The 17,331-nt window shown below is 37.6% G+C and carries 19 protein-coding genes; 12 read left to right on the forward strand and 7 right to left on the reverse strand.

Annotated features, from left to right (window positions below; translation table 11 throughout):
• The first annotated feature begins 18 nt into the window (after positions 1 to 18).
• The 7 genes from coxB to AC5WOC_RS20080 all read left to right on the forward strand — a co-directional run bounded on the left by coxB (position 19) and on the right by AC5WOC_RS20080 (position 5,276).
• On the forward strand, positions 19 to 1,023 hold the full coding sequence (gene coxB, locus AC5WOC_RS20050; RefSeq protein ID WP_496057195.1) for a cytochrome c oxidase subunit II: 1,005 nt from the start codon (positions 19 to 21) through the stop codon (positions 1,021 to 1,023).
• Positions 1,024 to 1,136: 113 nt separating this feature from the next.
• Positions 1,137 to 2,963 carry a cytochrome c oxidase subunit I gene (gene ctaD, locus AC5WOC_RS20055; protein WP_496057254.1) on the forward strand — a complete coding sequence of 609 codons (1,827 nt, stop codon included), beginning with the start codon at positions 1,137 to 1,139 and terminating at the stop codon, positions 2,961 to 2,963.
• A 2-nt stretch (positions 2,964 to 2,965) separates the two neighbouring features.
• The gene (locus AC5WOC_RS20060; protein ID WP_496057196.1) at positions 2,966 to 3,583 is read left to right on the forward strand and encodes a cytochrome c oxidase subunit 3; all 618 of its coding nucleotides are present in this window, start codon (positions 2,966 to 2,968) and stop codon (positions 3,581 to 3,583) included.
• 3 nt (positions 3,584 to 3,586) lie between these two features.
• Positions 3,587 to 3,883, forward strand: a complete 297-nt coding sequence (locus AC5WOC_RS20065) for a cytochrome C oxidase subunit IV family protein (protein WP_496057197.1) — start codon at positions 3,587 to 3,589, stop codon at positions 3,881 to 3,883.
• A gap of 64 nt (positions 3,884 to 3,947) precedes the next feature.
• Positions 3,948 to 4,502 (forward strand): DUF420 domain-containing protein, encoded by a 555-nt coding sequence (locus AC5WOC_RS20070; RefSeq protein WP_496057198.1) that lies wholly within the window; start codon positions 3,948 to 3,950, stop codon positions 4,500 to 4,502.
• Between the two features lie 111 nt (positions 4,503 to 4,613).
• Complete coding sequence (locus tag AC5WOC_RS20075) at positions 4,614 to 4,880, forward strand: hypothetical protein (RefSeq protein WP_496057199.1); 267 nt, start codon at positions 4,614 to 4,616, stop codon at positions 4,878 to 4,880.
• A gap of 132 nt (positions 4,881 to 5,012) precedes the next feature.
• Positions 5,013 to 5,276: a hypothetical protein gene (locus AC5WOC_RS20080; protein WP_496057200.1), complete on the forward strand. Its 264-nt coding sequence runs from the start codon at positions 5,013 to 5,015 to the stop codon at positions 5,274 to 5,276.
• Positions 5,277 to 5,433: 157 nt separating this feature from the next.
• Here the strand turns inward: AC5WOC_RS20080 and AC5WOC_RS20085 are convergent, their stop codons facing one another.
• A complete protein-coding gene (locus AC5WOC_RS20085; protein ID WP_496057201.1) occupies positions 5,434 to 5,859 on the reverse strand; it encodes a MarR family winged helix-turn-helix transcriptional regulator in 426 nt (141 codons plus the stop codon).
• Positions 5,860 to 5,977: 118 nt separating this feature from the next.
• Between AC5WOC_RS20085 and AC5WOC_RS20090 the strand changes: the two genes are divergently transcribed.
• The gene (locus AC5WOC_RS20090; protein ID WP_496057202.1) at positions 5,978 to 6,565 is read left to right on the forward strand and encodes an NAD(P)H-dependent oxidoreductase; all 588 of its coding nucleotides are present in this window, start codon (positions 5,978 to 5,980) and stop codon (positions 6,563 to 6,565) included.
• A gap of 44 nt (positions 6,566 to 6,609) precedes the next feature.
• On the opposite strand, the gene AC5WOC_RS20095 is transcribed toward AC5WOC_RS20090, so the two are convergent.
• Positions 6,610 to 8,340 carry an ABC transporter ATP-binding protein gene (locus tag AC5WOC_RS20095; protein WP_496057203.1) on the reverse strand — a complete coding sequence of 577 codons (1,731 nt, stop codon included), beginning with the start codon at positions 8,338 to 8,340 and terminating at the stop codon, positions 6,610 to 6,612.
• Between the two features lie 305 nt (positions 8,341 to 8,645).
• Here AC5WOC_RS20095 and AC5WOC_RS20100 point away from each other — a divergent pair, with 305 nt between their 5' ends.
• Positions 8,646 to 8,903 (forward strand): hypothetical protein, encoded by a 258-nt coding sequence (locus tag AC5WOC_RS20100; protein ID WP_496057204.1) that lies wholly within the window; start codon positions 8,646 to 8,648, stop codon positions 8,901 to 8,903.
• Between the two features lie 133 nt (positions 8,904 to 9,036).
• Here AC5WOC_RS20100 and AC5WOC_RS20105 read toward each other — a convergent pair whose 3' ends face one another.
• From AC5WOC_RS20105 to AC5WOC_RS20115, 3 genes are read right to left on the reverse strand one after another with little or no spacing between them, the layout of a single operon-like run.
• Positions 9,037 to 9,339 carry a hypothetical protein gene (locus AC5WOC_RS20105; RefSeq protein WP_496057205.1) on the reverse strand — a complete coding sequence of 101 codons (303 nt, stop codon included), beginning with the start codon at positions 9,337 to 9,339 and terminating at the stop codon, positions 9,037 to 9,039.
• 12 nt (positions 9,340 to 9,351) lie between these two features.
• Positions 9,352 to 9,945, reverse strand: coding sequence for a hypothetical protein (locus tag AC5WOC_RS20110; RefSeq protein WP_496057206.1), 594 nt, complete (start codon positions 9,943 to 9,945; stop codon positions 9,352 to 9,354).
• A 25-nt stretch (positions 9,946 to 9,970) separates the two neighbouring features.
• A complete protein-coding gene (locus AC5WOC_RS20115; protein ID WP_496057207.1) occupies positions 9,971 to 10,495 on the reverse strand; it encodes a DUF6557 family protein in 525 nt (174 codons plus the stop codon).
• 362 nt (positions 10,496 to 10,857) lie between these two features.
• On the opposite strand from AC5WOC_RS20115, the gene AC5WOC_RS20120 reads away from it, so the two are divergent.
• From AC5WOC_RS20120 to AC5WOC_RS20130, 3 genes are read left to right on the forward strand one after another with little or no spacing between them, the layout of a single operon-like run.
• Positions 10,858 to 12,570 carry a fatty acyl-AMP ligase gene (locus AC5WOC_RS20120; RefSeq protein ID WP_496057208.1) on the forward strand — a complete coding sequence of 571 codons (1,713 nt, stop codon included), beginning with the start codon at positions 10,858 to 10,860 and terminating at the stop codon, positions 12,568 to 12,570.
• Positions 12,567 to 15,692, forward strand: a complete 3,126-nt coding sequence (locus tag AC5WOC_RS20125; protein WP_496057209.1) for a beta-ketoacyl synthase N-terminal-like domain-containing protein — start codon at positions 12,567 to 12,569, stop codon at positions 15,690 to 15,692. The genes AC5WOC_RS20120 and AC5WOC_RS20125 overlap by 4 nt, the downstream gene beginning before the upstream one ends.
• A 12-nt stretch (positions 15,693 to 15,704) precedes the next feature.
• Positions 15,705 to 16,439 (forward strand): thioesterase II family protein, encoded by a 735-nt coding sequence (locus AC5WOC_RS20130; RefSeq protein WP_496057210.1) that lies wholly within the window; start codon positions 15,705 to 15,707, stop codon positions 16,437 to 16,439.
• A gap of 55 nt (positions 16,440 to 16,494) precedes the next feature.
• Here AC5WOC_RS20130 and AC5WOC_RS20135 read toward each other — a convergent pair whose 3' ends face one another.
• Together AC5WOC_RS20135 and AC5WOC_RS20140 are read right to left on the reverse strand one after the other, a co-directional pair.
• On the reverse strand, positions 16,495 to 16,905 hold the full coding sequence (locus AC5WOC_RS20135; protein ID WP_496057211.1) for a lipocalin-like domain-containing protein: 411 nt from the start codon (positions 16,903 to 16,905) through the stop codon (positions 16,495 to 16,497).
• A 57-nt stretch (positions 16,906 to 16,962) separates the two neighbouring features.
• Positions 16,963 to 17,289 carry an EthD family reductase gene (locus AC5WOC_RS20140; protein ID WP_496057212.1) on the reverse strand — a complete coding sequence of 109 codons (327 nt, stop codon included), beginning with the start codon at positions 17,287 to 17,289 and terminating at the stop codon, positions 16,963 to 16,965.
• Between the last annotated feature and the right edge of the window lie 42 nt (positions 17,290 to 17,331).

Consider the following 17,331-nt stretch of genomic DNA (forward strand, 5'->3'; position numbering starts at 1 on the left):
AGAAAGTGAGGTTTGGCTGTGGAAAGACTTCGACTATGGCGCATAGGACTTCTCATTTCTCTTGTAACGCTATTTCTTGCTGGGTGTAGTGGTGACCCGACATTAAGCGTTCTCGATCCAAAAGGTTCAGCTGCGAAAACTCAGTTGAACCTGATCTATTGGAGTTTGGGTCTTATGACCGTCGTTTTTGTAATCGTTATTACTATTTACATTTATGTCTTGATTCGCTATCGGAAACGAAAAGGACAAGACAGAATGCCTGAACAAGTGCATGGTAGCACAAAGTTGGAAATCATCTGGACTGTCATTCCTATTGCAGCACTTATTGCTCTAGCTATCCCAACAGTGCAATATACATTTGATTTGGCACAAGAGCCCCCTGCCAAGGACACAGTTATTGTTGATGTAACTGGTCATCAGTACTGGTGGGAATTCTCGTATCCACAGTATGGTATTACTACTGCGCAAGAATTACATATCCCTGTAGGGAAAAAGATTCTTTTCCGTGTACATGGGAAAGATGTCTTGCACTCTTTCTGGATTCCCTCGCTTGGTGGGAAAGTGGACGTAGTCCCAGGTCGTGTAAATACAGTTATTCTTGATGCAAAAGAACCTAATGTCTATCAAGGAAAATGTGCAGAGCTCTGTGGTAGCAGTCACGCTTTGATGGATTTTAAAGTATTTGCTGAAAAACAAGCTGATTTTGATAAGTGGAAAACGAAGATGAAGCAGCCTGCTCCTGCTGTTGCTACAACTTCATCAGAAGCAAACGGTGAAAAAATCTTCCGTCAAAACTGTATGGGTTGTCATGCTGGTGTGAACCCAAATATTCAAGGACCTAATTTGAATAAATTCGCAACACGCTCGATGATTGCTGGGGTACTGCCTCATAACGATGAGAGTCTAAAAGTTTGGCTACGAAATCCACAAGCTGTTAAACCGGGAACTTTGATGCCCAAAATTGATTACTTAAACAAAGATGAGTTGAATGATCTTATCAAGTACCTAGATAGTCGGAAATAGGATCTCTGTTCAAAAAGGAGGGACTTTATTTGGGAACACTGATATCTCTATTAGTTCTTGTACTGTTTTTAGGCTTTATCTTTACTGGTGGTTACAACAAACGTTTACGAGAACTGCTACGAAATAGTCGTACGTGGGATTGGATTACTACCGTAGACCATAAAAAAATTGGTATTCTTTATTTGATGGCTGGTTTACTATTTTTTCTCATAGGTGGAATTGAAGCGACATTTATGCGCTTACAATTGTTTGCACCGGGAAATGACTTGTTTGTTGGTCGCACCTTTAATGAATTGTTGACCATGCATGGAACAACCATGATTTTTCTAGCCGCAATGCCGATGATTTTTGCGATAATGAATGCGGTTGTTCCATTGCAGATCGGTGCAAGAGATGTTGCTTTTCCATTTGTAAACGCACTCGGTTTTTGGTTGTTTTTCTTTGGAGGATTACTTCTTAATTTGAGTTGGATCTTTGGTGGTGCACCAGATGCTGGATGGACATCGTATACTGGGCTTGCTCTAAATCAATATAGCCCTGGTCCTGGGGTTGATTTCTATGTACTTGGATTACAGATAGCTGGTATCGGTACATTGATTGGGGGACTAAACTTCCTCGTAACAATTATTAATATGCGTGCGCCTGGCATGACTTTTTTACGTCTACCTCTGTTTACTTGGACTGCTTTTGTTACATCTGGTCTTATCTTGTTCGCATTCCCTGCTCTTACTGTAGCTCTTTTGATGTTGATGTTTGACCGCATTTTTGGAGCAAATTTCTTTGATTACACGATGGGTGGAAGTACGGTAATCTGGGAGCACTTATTCTGGATATTTGGTCACCCAGAAGTATATATCGTTATTCTCCCTGCATTTGGTATTATGTCTGATGTAATCAGTACTTTTTCCAAAAAGCGATTGTTTGGTTATAATTCGATGGTTTTCGCAACAGTACTGATTGGTTTCTTAGGATTTATGGTTTGGGTGCACCATATGTTCACAGTAGGATTGGGTGCCATTTCTAACTCTGTGTTTGCGGTTGCAACTATGGCTATTGCAGTGCCAACTGGTATTAAAATCTTTAACTGGTTGTTTACGATGTGGGGCGGAGAAATTCAATTTAAAACACCGATGTTATGGGCTGTTGGATTTATCCCAACCTTTGTAATGGGTGGGATGACTGGTGTGATGCTAGCACTTCCACCTGCAGACTATCAATATCAAGATAGTTACTTTGTTGTTGCTCACTTCCACTATGTGCTTGTTGGTGGTACAGTGTTTGGATTATTTGCTGGCATTTATTACTGGTGGCCCAAAATGTTTGGAAAAATGTTGAATGAGCGTTTAGGAAAATGGCACTTCTGGACTTTTGCAATCGGATTTCATCTGACATTTTTCCCGCAGCACTTTTTAGGACTATTTGGGATGCCACGTCGGGTATTTACATATCAATCGAATGTTGGCTTAGAAAAATTAAATGAAATTAGTACCATCGGAGTAGCTGGTATGTTCATCGGAACGATCCTTTTCCTCATCAATGTCATTCGTACACTTCGTAATGGAGAAAAAGCGAAAGCGGATGCCTGGGGTCTTGGTCGTACATTGGAATGGTCGATACCATCACCTCCACCAGAATATAATTTTGCACAAACACCTTTGGTTCGTGGATTTGATGCATTATGGATTGAAAAAGAGGCTGGTAATAAGTCGATGACACCTGCCGAACCATTAGGTTCGATTCATATGCCATCGCCGTCATATATACCGATCTTGATGTCACTCGGATTTTTCTTTGCTGGCTTTGGATTTATTACAAGAGCCATACCTGCCGCAGCTTTAGGACTGGCAGTCGTTGTAATAGCTCTCTTCCTTCGATCATTTGACTATGATCATGGGTATCATGTGGATCCAGTCGATCCTGAGAAGGGAGGAGAAGAATAATCATGGCTAATCATGTTAATTCCAGTACAGAAATGCCAGACCATTTGGAGACGTCTACATTTGAGGGGAAAAATAAAGTATTAGGTTTTTGGTTATTCTTAGGTGCAGAAACGGTACTATTTGCTTGTTTATTTGGTACGTATCTCGCGCTCCGCAATCAATCACTGCAAGGACCAACTACACATGAGTTATTTGACTTAAAGCTAGTTGCATTGGCGACAGCACTTCTTTTAACAAGTAGTTTGACAAGTGTTTTGGCGATGATCAAAATGAACCAACGTAGCCTAAAAGGGATGGTATCTTGGTTAGTCATTACTTTGCTGCTGGGTTTAGGCTTCCTTGTGTTAGAAATATATGAGTTTCAGCACTATGTTCATGAAGGACATACGTTTATGAGTAGTGCATTTGGTTCATCATTTTATGCGCTAGTTGGAACACACGGAGCTCACGTAACCTTTGGGATCATCTGGATTACAACTCTGATCATCCAAACTGCACAGCGAGGAATTACAACAGAAACTGCTCCGAAATTATTTGTAAGTAGTTTGTACTGGCACTTTATTGACGTTGTGTGGGTATTTATCTTCACTCTCGTCTATCTGCTAGGAAAGGTGGGCTAAATAGTGGCGAAAGAAAATAACCAAGCTATTAGTCGCAAACCTGAAAGTGCGATGAAACATATCCTTTCTTTTGTGTTTATGATCGCATTTACAGCTGCTGCTTTTTTTGTAGTCATGTCTGATAAAGTTCCTAGTGGTTGGGTTATTCCCTTATTGCTCATATTTGCTGTCATTCAGGTCTTTTTGCAGCTATTTACGTTTATGCACTTAGATCAAAAGGGTACAGCGTTTTATACAATCTTTATTATTTTCGGGATTTTTGTAGCAGTAATTTCTGCACTTGGTATTCTTTTAATGTAAGAAAGAACAGCTCTCCCCTTCTAAAGCGGAGGGCTGTTCCTATAATGCTAACGGAGTGATATATGTGAGTTCGGAAGACAAAAATCAGGCTCTACTCTCAGAAGACAAAAATTATACTCCTTGGATTGTGACAATCACGATTGTACTCAATCTAGCTATCGTACTCATTTTCTTTTTGCCTAAATACCAAGGATTGAACCATCTTGATTTGACATTTTTGCCGATGATGAATGCGATATTTAACAGTTTCACATTTATTTTTCTTTTGACAGCATTGTTTTTTATAAAAAGGCGAAATATTGTTTTGCATCGACGCTTTATATATGCTGCATTTACAACTACCCTGCTTTTCTTAGTTACCTATGTGTTTTATCATATCAATGCGGCTGATACGCATTATGGAGGCACAGGTCCTTTAAAATATATTTACTTTTTTATCTTGATTTCGCATATTGTGCTAGCGGTACCTACAGTTTTGATTGCTTTGCTTACAGCCGTTTTTGCGCTCCAAAATAAACTGCATAAACATCGCAAAATTGCAAGATGGACGATGCCGATATGGCTGTATGTAAGCCTTACAGGTGTATTGGTTTATATTATGATTTCTCCATATTATTAAAAAAGCACGCTCTAATTGGAGCGTGTTTTTTTAATAAAATAATCGATTGATTTAAAAGAAGTAACCACATAAAATGAAATTGTATATGGACCTACAATGAGAGGATTCCAAATGAATCAGATCAGAATTGGCAACGATTTCTCGCCTTATTGGAAAGTAGAATCCACAGTGCCTCAGAAAGGCGGCTATGAAGTAGCTCCTCGAAATCACCATGTCACAATAGATTTTCGAGTTGGAGATGAAGTAGCAACTCTGGTGCTGGAGAAGAACTCTGCGAGAATTTCTGGAGGCGGCTTTCATGATTCAGCGAATGGAACCAAAACATTTCGAAACAGTAATGGGGAAATAGTAAAGGTCACAAGAAGTAGAAAAAAGTGATCATATTTTCCCATCAGCCCGAGCAGCTTGCAAAGCTGTTCGGGCACGATTAACTATAAATTGAAAATGAATACTGTTACATATAAAATGATAAGAGGCAGGAATTTTTCCTTTTTGATCTAAGGGATTCCAATGAAAAAGTATACAAATCTCGGCCGTTATTCCGATGTCTGGGAGTTTTCTACCAATCTATACTATTTGGATGGACCTTTGGAAAATACATACGACAGGCATGTTATCTATGATTTTGATAACCGAAAAGATACTGTTGTTACAATTGATATTTCCATGGATAGTGTGAAAGTTTCTGGTGGAGGCTTCTCAGAGGAGGAAGTGACCGATTCGAAGACAATTCGCAGTGGTCTAAAAGTGATTAGGATTACAAAGAAAAAATAACTTCGAATCAATCTGGGCAGATGAAATTTGCTGTCCAGATCAAACTGATTATTCTTTTATCGAATCTAATATATTTTTTGCTGTAATCAAAAACACCTGCACATATGGTACAGGTGTTTTTGATTACATTAACTGATTGGTTCGATATAGATCTGAATTAAAATACTCTGGTATTCAGTATTATCAATGCTTGCCTCACTTCTTCTATGCCTTCTTCAGACAGATTTTTTACCTTATCATGAAATCGATCTTCTATCCTTGCAAAAGCTTCGTTAATTAACATTTCTCCTTTTTTGGACAGACAAATATATTGTTTGCGGCGATCTTCTACAACAGCAGTCTTTTCACATAAATTTTTTTCAATTAATTTTTTGAGTTCACGGCTTGTGTTAGGCATTGATATTTGCAAACAATCACTGAGTTCACTAAGTGTAATAGGATGTTTAACTCCTATGTATTGCATTATCTTGAACTGTATCGGAGTCAGGTCTGCAGGTTTGAATTCTTTTGTTAATTCATCCGTTATTTGATGAACAGAAATGAGAAAATCAACAAATTTATAGGAAAAGTTTTCTTTCATCATTCAACTCACCTCATAGTGATAGAATAACCAATTTATTATCAAATGACAATTATCAATTGACAACAAAATGAGCATTCTGTATAATCTAGTTATCAATTGATAACTAAAGGATGGAAATATGAAAACACTGGTTATTTACACTTATCCGAATCATCAGAGTCTATGTTATGCTTTTTTGCAAAAAGTTATTGAAGGAAGCAGTGAAAATCCCAATATAGAAGAACTTAAGATATTAGATTTATATGAAGAACAATTTAACCCATTGCTCGTATTCAATGAGAAGAAACGAAGAAGAGATATGCATATTGATCCATCACTAGAAAAGTATCGCAAACAAATTAAATGGGCGGACAAAATCGTTTTTGTGTATCCAATCTGGTGGGGACGCCCTCCTGCTATGCTCTTAGGATATATAGATCAAATGTTTGCTTCTGGATTTGCTTATAAAGACAGGGGTGGGCTTTTTCCAGAAGGATTACTAAAAGGCAAATCAGTTGTTTGTATTTCAATGATGAAGGGACCTGCATATTATCCTTTATTTTGGCTAAACAATGCTCACAAAGTATTGATGAAAAAAGCATTGTTAAACTTTGTCGGTATAAAAAAAGTGAAATTTTTTGAGTTCGGCAATATGGAGAGTCCTAAGGGAAGACAAAAAGAAAAACTAAATAAAATATACGAGTATTTTAAAACACTTCCTCATTAAAAAAACGCGACAAGGGGACGGTTCTCTTGTCGCGTTTTGTATTCCTATGTTAATACAGGTGCTTTGCCAAACTGTGCATCATACAAACGATTGTAGTGTCCTTCTAATGCAAGCAATTCATTATGTGTTCCTTCTTCTTTAATCCCTTCTTCTGTCACAACTACAATTTTGTCAGCATTTTTTATCGTTGCTAAGCGATGGGCAATGATCAGCGTTGTTCTGCCGACCGCCAATTCGCTGAGGGATTGCTGAATGGCTGTTTCTGTCTCTGTATCCAATGCAGAGGTTGCTTCATCCAAAATAAGAATGGGTGGATTTTTTAAGAACATCCGGGCAATCGCCAACCGCTGCTTTTGTCCTCCGGATAGCTTCACTCCACGTTCTCCAATGATGGTATCCATCCCTTCAGGTTGAGCTGAGATAAAATCTTGTAACTGTGCCCGATTAGCAGCTTCCCATATTTCATCTTCAGTTGCCTTCAAGTTGCCATAAGAGATATTTTCACGAATGCTTCCAGAAAATAAATATACATCCTGCTGTACAATCCCAATATTACGACGCAGGGAAGAGAGAGTTATATCGGTGATAGATTTTCCGTCAATCGTGATGGCGCCCTCTGTAGTGTCATAAAAACGCGGCAATAAACTGCATAACGTTGTTTTTCCTGCACCGGAAGGTCCGACAAAAGCTACTGTTTCACCAGCGTTTATTTTCAAATTAATATTTTGCAATATAGGTGCAAAATCCTCATAACCAAACGACACATTTTTAAATAAGACATTTCCCTCTAACTGTCCAGCATCAGCAGCATACGGAGCATCCGCAACATCAGGTGCTGTATCCATTATTTCAACATATCTTTTGAACCCAGCAATTCCTTTCGGATAGCTTTCGATAATGGCGCTGATTTTTTCAATAGGACGCACAAAGACATTAGACAGCAACAGAAATCCGATAAATTCCCCGTACGTCAATTGACCATTAATAACAAACCAAGTACCGCAAATTAGGACAAACAAAGAGATGAAACGCATGAGCATATAGTTAATCGATATACTTTTTGACATGGTTTTATACGCTAATAATTTTGCTGCACGATATTTGCCGTTACTTACTGCAAATAATTGTTTTTCATGTTCCTCATTTGCAAACGCTTGAACGACGCGAATTCCGCCTATATTTTCTTCCACTCTTGTATTAAAATCTGCTAAATTAGAAAAGAGTTTCTTATAAGTTTGCGTCATTTTTCGATTGAAATAAAACGCTATAAATACAAGGAATGGAATCACCAAAAATGTTATAACCGCCATTTGCCAGTTAATATACATCATCAGAATACATGAACCTACCAATGTCATACCTGCAATAAATAAGTCTTCAGGGCCATGGTGCGCAACTTCCCCAATTTCATTAAGGTCATTGGAGATTCGCGTCATGAGATGACCTGTTTTATGGTTGTCATAAAAGCGAAAGGACAGTTTTTGCAAATGACCAAACATTTTTTTGCGCATATCCGTTTCGATGTTAATACCGAGCATATGCCCCCAATAGTTAACAATGTAGTTAAGCACGGTATTCAAAACATATATGCCTAGTAATAGTGCGGAAGCTCCAAGAATGAGAGACCAAGACTTGCTTGGAAGCAATTTATCAACAAATTGGTTAACAGCGATTGGAAAACCCAATTCCAGTAATCCTGCGATAACGGCGCAGGAAAAATCCAAGATGAATAATTTTCTATAAGGTCGATAATAAGAAAAAAAACGGCGAAGCATAAACAATCTACCCCTATTCTTTATAAACTGCTAATGAATCAATGTTTATTTTGGTGAGATTTTACATATATATTGAACAGTTTGGCTTGCTTGTAAGTTGACTTTCGTTATCAGTGAGCAGCCTTACTGCTGTCGTCAAAATACCTAGCATTTATTATATCATTACAGATGTGAAGATATTGCAGGGAATGGAAAATTAGACAAGGGATGGTTCAACTTGTCATAAGGTGGATTTTGAATACTACCTGTATTAGAATAAGTAATGACTGCAAGAGTAGTCTCTTCCTGATAGAAAGAGTTTACCAATGGCTGAGTTGACCATGATCAATGCTAGGCTCAAGGCGATCTGGAAGATTGAGGCTAGGGGAATCTTTCGAGGTTTTAAGCTCAACGACACCTATCTTTTTCTTATGGAAACGACACATTTTCGCATCATGAATAATGCAAATAATTGTGTAGTAGAAGTGCATCGTAATCAGCTTAAAGTAGGTAAGAAAACGCCTGTTTATATTAAAAAGGGTGAGGAAAAAGTCGAGATTTGCCAGGTAACGCTTTTGCAGTAGTAAAAATAAGATAATAGAGAAAGCAAAAAGGCTGGGTAGATCCGATTCTATCCAGTCTCCAAATTTTTAAGAACAAAATATTAGCATAAGGCAAACATCTGATTGTCTCTAATGTTTGTCTTATGCTAACGTGTTAGGATATAAATTGAAATAGTACATATAGAACAGATATGAAACAAAAAATACAGAGAACAAAGAATACGACAGATGACCAAATGGTATTGGATGGTCCACTATTCATCATTTCAACCTTGTTATTCTCGTCAATCTGGACTTTTTGAAAGATGAGAAATGAATCATCATTATCGAGCCGAAGGCTAAACTGCCCGCCTTCTTCATACAGTTTTTGCAGTTCATGAATGGTATAATGCAGATCATCTTTACTCATATGTAATATGAGATCATCATTTGTTTGGAAGACTTTTGATTTGTTCATTATCCAGCCTCTTTAATTATTAGTGATAAGGCTCCAAATCTCGGTGATTACCAAATAAATACCAAGCAAAGTCCCCACGATAAACAGCAAAAAGATAAAGTTTTGTCTCCACCGTTTATATGGTTTTACTTCTCCCCCTATCAGTTTTACAGATAAGTGAGGATAGTCAGAAGACGGGAGATGAAACAATACCTGCTCTTCCAAATTTTTGTCGAGTTCTTCTAATGTTGTCCAAAAGTGCAGTAATTCATCTTCTGTAAGTTGGACAACATATTGCTTACCCATTGACTTTTCATTTACTTGGACTCTGCTCATCGCTAATTCTACTCGATTTGTTTCTATTTCAGCAGGTTTTTGGGTTTGACGTGAAACATCAAAAAAAGGTACCTCCCAATGGAACAAAGAGAAGAACCAACCGTTTAGGCTAATTGCCAGAATGAGTGAGAGGATATTAGGGATATAGGAGTCAATGGTATAAATAAGTCCTGTGTCAATCGTGTACACTTGCTGTATATACACCCAAATTTCTTCCATTACAAACTTATCAAGACACTTGTATAGAAAGAAGGATGTCAGTATAAAAAGTAGATAGCCGATGTATTTCATATTTTTCCCTCCATACAATACAATATCAGCCTGTATGGACTTGGAACCTTTGGTTGAATTCATTTTCGGAAACACTGTTTGAACTCATACTATATAGTATAGCAGAAACAAGCGTTGCTTTATTGTATTGTTGAAGTGATTTAGGAGAAATTGTATAACCTAAAACATTTCCCCAACTTTCATACTCAATCATATATTCTGTATATGGATCGCCTGATTCTTTTGAACAAACGTCGATAAAGTTACGTTCTTCATTGATATGAAGATACAGTGAGAACTTTTTGGGAGGATTACTGTTTGGTTCTTCCGTTTGTAGTCCTTCATAAATTTGTTTCAAAAAGGATATTTCCTTTTTTTCATCGAGTTTCAAGCGAATCATTTCCTGCTCGATATCTTCCCACGATATTTCCTGAAGCAATTGATGGAAGCTTGTAGGTTCTTGTGTTGCGATATTTTCTTCTCGGTTGTTATTACTCTTATGTTTTTTTGAATTGGTGATTAAGAAAACAATACTGAGTACAATGATGATACCAATACCTGCAACGATCAACTGAAATGACCTCCTTGAAAAATTTGTTTTTCACTCTTTCGTTATATACACATCGTAAATCAACTAATCCATCATAGCACAATTATTTATTTTTTTTTCAGACAGAAAGGAAGAAAAGGAAACAGATTGAGAAAAATTTGTTTATCCTTTTGCGGTTGAATGCTATTTCGAAATAATTTATAATATTATTAATATAAAATAAAATTATTTATAGATTTGCAGCGATTTTCATGCAGTAAACCAATCCTTTATTTCCCTTTCCTTCCTCATTCTCACTACATCATATATATCCCGACAGATAAAACAATCACATACTAGAATATGTATATAATCTAACTTCTAAGGAGGTATTTTTACCATACATGGGTAAGAAAACGTGGATAGAAGTCATACAGAAGCAGTCAGCAATTCGCCCCGATAAAACGATTTTTACTTTTTTACGAGATATCGGGGGTAATGATTCACGGCTTACCTTTCGAGAATTAGAGCATAAAATGAGTTCTATTGGATCTCATTTGGTACAGGATAGTGCGACGGGTGAAAGGGTACTTATTCTCTTAGAACCCAGCATGAATTATATCCTGGCTTTTTTAGGTTGTCTGTACGCAAAAGCAATTGCGGTTCCAGCATATCCACCTAGTATGAAAAAGCAATATGGCAGACTGCTCAGTATTATTCAAGACGCAGAAGCGAAATTTGCGATAACAAGCCGGAATATTTATGAGAAATTAAAAAAATGGACGGAGGCAGACTTTCCAAATTTACATTGGATCGTGATAGAGGAGTTATCATTGACTCCATCTAAGCCGCCTTTTATCGATTATCGTGCGGACGATCTTACATTTCTCCAATATACTTCCGGCTCGACGGGAAATCCAAAAGGCGTAATGTTAAATCATGCACATCTAATGGAAAATTGCCAACGAATGATCGAAAAATGGGCAATACATGAAGATTCTAAAATGGTGAGCTGGCTACCGCCATACCATGACATGGGATTGATCGGAACGATACTAACTCCGATTTTAGCTGGCACAGAAGCGATAATGATGACCCCGTTTCATTTTGTGCAGCGCCCTATCCGCTGGTTACAAGCACTTTCAGATTATCAAGCGGAAATTTCGATATCTCCTAACTTTGGTTTTGATTTATGTGTGGATAAAATAAAAGAAGAGAAACGCGATTTATTAGATTTAACGCATTGGCGTGTAGCGGTTAATGGTTCAGAACCTGTTCGGCCAACGACTTTGCGAAACTTTTCTACTTACTTTTCAAATGTCGGGTTTAAAGAAGAGGCAATGTATCCAGGCTATGGCATCGCAGAAATGACTTTAATGGTGGCTGGCGGTGATTGGAAAAAGAAACCAGTTTATGCGCATTTTGATGCAGTTTTATTAGAACAGGGGATTGTAAAACAAGTGGCAGCGGATCATCCTAATGCCAGAGAACTAGTAGGAAATGGTCAAGGTGTTTCTGATCATGACGTAATTATCGTTAATCCTGATACAAAGCGAATAGTATCAAAAGGATCAGTGGGCGAAATTTGGCTGAAAGGCCCATGTGTATCACTTGGATATTGGAAGAATGAGATTGCAACGGATGAAGTTTTTCGTGCTTATACAGAAGATACAAAAGATGGTCCATTTTTACGCACAGGTGATCAAGGTTTTTTTAGGAACAATGAGTTGTATATTTACTCTCGTTTAAAAGATTTAATTATCATCAATGGAAGAAATTTTGCACCACAAGATCTGGAATGGGAAATAGAAAATGCACATGAGGGAATACGCAAAAATTGTCTAGCTGCTTTTTCCATTGATGATAGAGGTGCTGAAAGACTCATTGTTGTTTCCGAATTAGAAAATCGATTACTGAAAGAAATGGATAATCCCAAACAAATGCTGAGCAGTTTAATACGCAAAGTTATCTCACAAACATTTGACATCCAAGTATATAAAGTCGTTTTTATCAAACGAGGAACCATTTTAAAAACATCGAGTGGAAAAATACAAAGACAAGCAATCAAAAAGGCATTCCTTGCTGATCAGCTCGAACGAATCGAGGAGAAGCCATGATGAAAGATCAATTAATCAAATGGCTTCAAAATCGTGTAGCAGAGAGTTTGAACCTTTCCCCTGACGATATAAAGCAAGATGAGCCATTGGAACAATATGGACTTGGCTCCAAAGAAAATCTTCTTATCTCTGGGGATTTAGAAGAGCTGTTAGACAGAGAGTTATCACCTACTCTTTTATGGGATTATCCTACCATTGAATCATTATGTGGATTTCTATTGGGAGAAGAAGAGATAGTGCGGGAAATTCATGAATGTAACACTTCCCAAGAACCGATCGCTATTATTGGAATGGGTTGCCGATTTCCTGGGGCGTCATCACCGGAAAAGTTTTGGCAAATGCTAAAAAGGAAAGAAGACCATGTCAGCGTTGTTCCAGAAGGAAGATGGAAGCAAACAGATAAATTGAATGGTTATCCTAATTTTGGCGGATTTTTGCAGAAAATAGATCAATTTGATGCTGCATTTTTTGGAATATCCCCTCATGAAGCACAACTAATGGATCCGCAACAGCGACTATTGTTGGAAGTAACATGGGAAGCAATGGAGGATGCTGGAATTTCAGCAGCAAAATTAAAAGGGAGTAATACTGCTGTGTATATGGGGGTTTCCGGTAATGATTATGCGGATTTGCTTGCTAAAGAAAATGAATTTCATTATTTAACAGGTAATTCCTCAAGTATAGTCGCAAATAGAATCTCCTATTGGATGGATTGGTATGGTCCGAGTATGTCAATTGATACGGCTTGCTCCTCTTCTCTTGTTGCAGTAGATCTGGCTTGTCAAAATTTACGCTGCGGGCAATCTACTTTGGCATTTGTCGGAGGAGTAAATATTATGGCAACACCAAGTAATTCGATCCGATTTGCTTCCGGCGGTGCCTTAGCTTCAGACGGTAAGTGTAAAACATTTGATGCAAAAGCTGATGGTTATGTGCGTGGTGAAGGTGCAGGAGTAGTCGTTTTGAAACGCCTGTCACAAGCTATCCAAGATAAAGATCATATTTATGCAGTTATCAAGGGATCAGTAGTGAATCAAGATGGAAGAAGCAATGGTTTAACTGCTCCCAATGTACATGCGCAAAAAGTGTTACTAATGACTGCATCAAAGGTGGCAGGAATTAACCCCGCTGACATCTTTTATGTTGAAACACATGGTACAGGTACACCCTTAGGTGACCCAATTGAAGTTTCTGCTTTAGCAGAAGTATATGCAGTAGAACGTAAGCAGCCTCTTTATCTTGGCTCTGTGAAAACAAATATAGGGCACTTAGAAGCAGCAGCAGGAATAGCAGGTCTGATTAAAGCAGCAATTTCCCTTGAAAATCGATGGATACCGCCACATCTTCACTTTGAACAATGGAATTCTGATATTCCAGCTGGAAAGTACCCCTTACAAGTTGTGACCGATGGAGTAGATATACCAAGTAACACCTATTTGGGAGTGAGTTCCTTTGGTTTTGGAGGAACAAATGCTCATCTTATACTAGGACAAGCACCGTCTTTACCATTATCCGAAATTATTTCTCAACCAAAGCGCGATTACTTCCTATTATCACTCTCTGCTAGAAGCAACACTTCTCTGCAACAGATGACTATACAATATAAACAACATTTAGAGCAAAGTAAATCCTCTTTTATTTCGCTTGCAACTAACGCTTGGTACCATAGAGATCAGCAAGAAAAACGATTGTCCATTATTGCAAGAAATAAACAAGAGGCGATAAAACTGCTAGCTAAAGCAAAAAGCGAAGAGCAGGATACCAATATTTTTTATAAGACAGTATCGAAAACAGATCGTGTTGTATTCGTTTTCTCTGGGCAAGGACCACAACTGTCCATTTGTTCTAATTTGTTCAACGAGGAACCTGTATTTAGAAAAACAGTAGAAGAAATAGAAGCATATGTAAATAAACGTGTTGATTTCTCCCTATTTGATTTGTTTTCTACCACTGCGATTGAAAAAGATAACATCAAACAAACACAGCTATTTGCTTTCTCGATTCAAGTTGCTCTAGCAAATTTATGGATTTCTTGGGGGATTAGGCCATCAAAAGTTGTTGGTCACAGTTTGGGTGAAGTTGCGGCTGCATATGTGGCAGGAGCATTAACACTCAAAGAAGCGGTTGAAGTTGTCATACAACGAAGTAATTGTGCTGAAAAAATGAAAAACAAAGGGAACATGCTGGTTGCACAAATAGATCATCAAACGGCCTGGGATTTGGTGCAAAAATCAGCTGGAAAAGTCGCAATTGGCGTTTACAATAGTCCCTGCAGCCATGTCCTTTCGGGGGACAGTCTTTATCTGAAGAAGTTACATGATGAACTCAATCAACAGGGAATATTCGTTCGGCTATTAGAAACATCTATGTATCCTTCTCATAGTTTTTATATGAAAGAAATAGAAAAAGAATTATCTCATCAGTTAACACCCATAAAACCTCGAAAAACTACAATTCCATTTTACTCAACAGTAACAGGGCTGGTTCACGATGGCTCACGCTTAGATGCACAGTACTGGTGCGACAATCTCTGTAAACCTGTTTTATTTCAAGATGCCATGCAGACTTTATTAAAGAAGGAGGAAACGTTGTTTTTAGAAATATCTGCGCAACCCAGTTTGTTAAATGCAATGACGGAATGTGCTGATACATGGAATAAAAATATATTAGCTCTGCCTTCTTTACAACGTGATCAATCAGCAATCTTTACATTACTATCATCCCTTGGGAGTTTACACAGCAATGGTGTTCCTTTTGACTGGGGAACGGTTTTTGGTACGCAGCCGACCAGTGAGCGAATTCCAACTTATGCTTGGGATCATCATTCATACTGGATAGATTCCTCCTATGAAGAAATGCAGACTGTGAAAAGTGTTGTTGCACATAAAACCAAGAAAACAATAGTATTAGACGAATATATCAAAAGTGTGATAAGCGCTACTTTAAAAATACCTATCGAGTCAATTCCTCTGGACAAACCGATAATTCATTTAGGGTTAGATTCCATATTAGCATTGCGAATAAAAAATACACTAGAACAAGATTTGAATACACGTATTTCGATAATCCCTATTTTACAAGGATGTTCCATAATTGATCTGGTGGAAACCATTACAGAGTAAAAGGGGGATACAATGAGCTTACAACATTCTTCATCTGTTCCTTATCCAAAGGGAAGGCTTATCTGTTTTCATCATGCAGGTGGTAATTCCCAAGTTTTTCATACATGGACAAATTGGTTAAATGATTTGTCACTTGATATATTAGCTGTTGAACTGCCTGGTCATGGACGGAGGTATCAAGAAGATTTAGTATCTACAGCAGAAGAAATTGCTTCCCAATTAGTTCCTGATCTAGTCAATTTTTTTCATGAGCCCGTCTTTCTATTAGGCCATAGTATGGGAGCCATTCTTGCTTTTGAAACTGCTAGACAGCTTTTACTTTTAAATAAAAAGCCCAGTCACTTATATATTATAGGAGCATATCCGCCTAATGTCAGGAGAAATAGCATAGCTGATGAAAATGATGATGTTTTTTTGAGAGAGATCCGGCATTTAGGGGGAATGCCAGCAGAAGTGCTGCAAGATCAAGAGTTTATGTCCTATATGCTGCCAATCATACGCTATGATTTTAAGTTAGTGGAAAAGTACAAACCAAATGTTACAAACTTTGCTTGCCCAATAACAGTTTATGGTTCAGAGAAAGATATTATTTCTGAACAAGATCTAAGGAAGTGGAGAGATATAAATCCTGTAGATTTTTCCCTCCAAATGTTTGGAGGCAGTCATTTCTTTTTACATGAGAAAAATCAAGCTTTTCAATCAGCATTAAAAAAATCTTTAAGACACCAAATGGATAATCACGAATAAGGAAAACATAGTTAAGATAGAAACTAGTGCTAGATTTGACTCTAGCACTAGTTTTTTAATCATTTATTTTTTTCCATACAATATCGTTGGATAGGAACATTTTTCCCATAACTGTTATAGGAGAGACTGTTGATAGTAATAATTCTCTATCATTTAGAAACTGAAATGACCTTTCTTGTTTTCCTCCCACCCAGCTGGGAACAGAGGCCACTTCTAAGTGGTGTATTATCATCTGATTCTGTATCTCGAATTTTCCTCCGTAAGATAAGTAGTCTAGTACATTTGCCGGCTGGTCATCTTGGAGTGGAAATTTTTCATGCATGATAGCAACTTGAACATAGTTTTTATTTGTATAGAGCAAATATCCTTTTGGATTTCCTCCATATAAATGTGTTTTTGTCCCATTTGCTAAAATACTTTCAAATGAGACTAATTTCCATGTTCCATATAATCGATTTTCGGTCATCAAATCACTCTCTTTTCTAAGCTGTGTCAATCCAGCAAGCAAGAAAGATCAATTATGTTAGAGAGTAGAATAATGGGTGTTGCATTGACCAACAAAGACAGTTGAAATATCTCCAGCTGTTTCTAAAAACACTCTCGCTGTTTCCATTCCCTGCATACTAGAGAGAGTATGCGATAATGCCTCTTGACTAGAAAAATACATTTGCCCCATGAGAAAACATGGACTAGGTTCTCCAGTAAAAGGTAAATCACTTGCTAATCGAGTAACTTCTACTTTGATAACTCCTTGTAATGAAAGAAGTAGTGGTACAAATTCCTCTTCATAGTATTTGATAAATTTTTCGGGGTCTTCCGCATCATAAAATAAAGCAATAATTTTGTACACTTGTTCCTTTCTGCTACTAAAAATATAGAAAAACATCTCCGT

The organism is Shimazuella sp. NTD247 (assembly GCF_059510415.1).

Bases quoted from the DNA above. Each gene is read 5' to 3' on its own strand.
- AC5WOC_RS20095 (WP_496057203.1), bottom strand. From the start codon at position 8,340: ATGCTTCGCCGTTTTTTTTCTTATTATCGACCTTATAGAAAATTATTC.
- AC5WOC_RS20120 (WP_496057208.1), top strand. From the start codon at position 10,858: ATGGGTAAGAAAACGTGGATAGAAGTCATACAGAAGCAGTCAGCAATT.
- AC5WOC_RS20125 (WP_496057209.1), top strand. From the start codon at position 12,567: ATGATGAAAGATCAATTAATCAAATGGCTTCAAAATCGTGTAGCAGAG.
- AC5WOC_RS20085 (WP_496057201.1), bottom strand. From the start codon at position 5,859: ATGATGAAAGAAAACTTTTCCTATAAATTTGTTGATTTTCTCATTTCT.
- AC5WOC_RS20130 (WP_496057210.1), top strand. From the start codon at position 15,705: ATGAGCTTACAACATTCTTCATCTGTTCCTTATCCAAAGGGAAGGCTT.
- AC5WOC_RS20135 (WP_496057211.1), bottom strand. From the start codon at position 16,905: ATGACCGAAAATCGATTATATGGAACATGGAAATTAGTCTCATTTGAA.
- AC5WOC_RS20075 (WP_496057199.1), top strand. From the start codon at position 4,614: ATGAATCAGATCAGAATTGGCAACGATTTCTCGCCTTATTGGAAAGTA.
- AC5WOC_RS20060 (WP_496057196.1), top strand. From the start codon at position 2,966: ATGGCTAATCATGTTAATTCCAGTACAGAAATGCCAGACCATTTGGAG.
- AC5WOC_RS20105 (WP_496057205.1), bottom strand. From the start codon at position 9,339: ATGAACAAATCAAAAGTCTTCCAAACAAATGATGATCTCATATTACAT.
- AC5WOC_RS20100 (WP_496057204.1), top strand. From the start codon at position 8,646: ATGGCTGAGTTGACCATGATCAATGCTAGGCTCAAGGCGATCTGGAAG.
- AC5WOC_RS20080 (WP_496057200.1), top strand. From the start codon at position 5,013: ATGAAAAAGTATACAAATCTCGGCCGTTATTCCGATGTCTGGGAGTTT.
- AC5WOC_RS20090 (WP_496057202.1), top strand. From the start codon at position 5,978: ATGAAAACACTGGTTATTTACACTTATCCGAATCATCAGAGTCTATGT.
- AC5WOC_RS20110 (WP_496057206.1), bottom strand. From the start codon at position 9,945: ATGAAATACATCGGCTATCTACTTTTTATACTGACATCCTTCTTTCTA.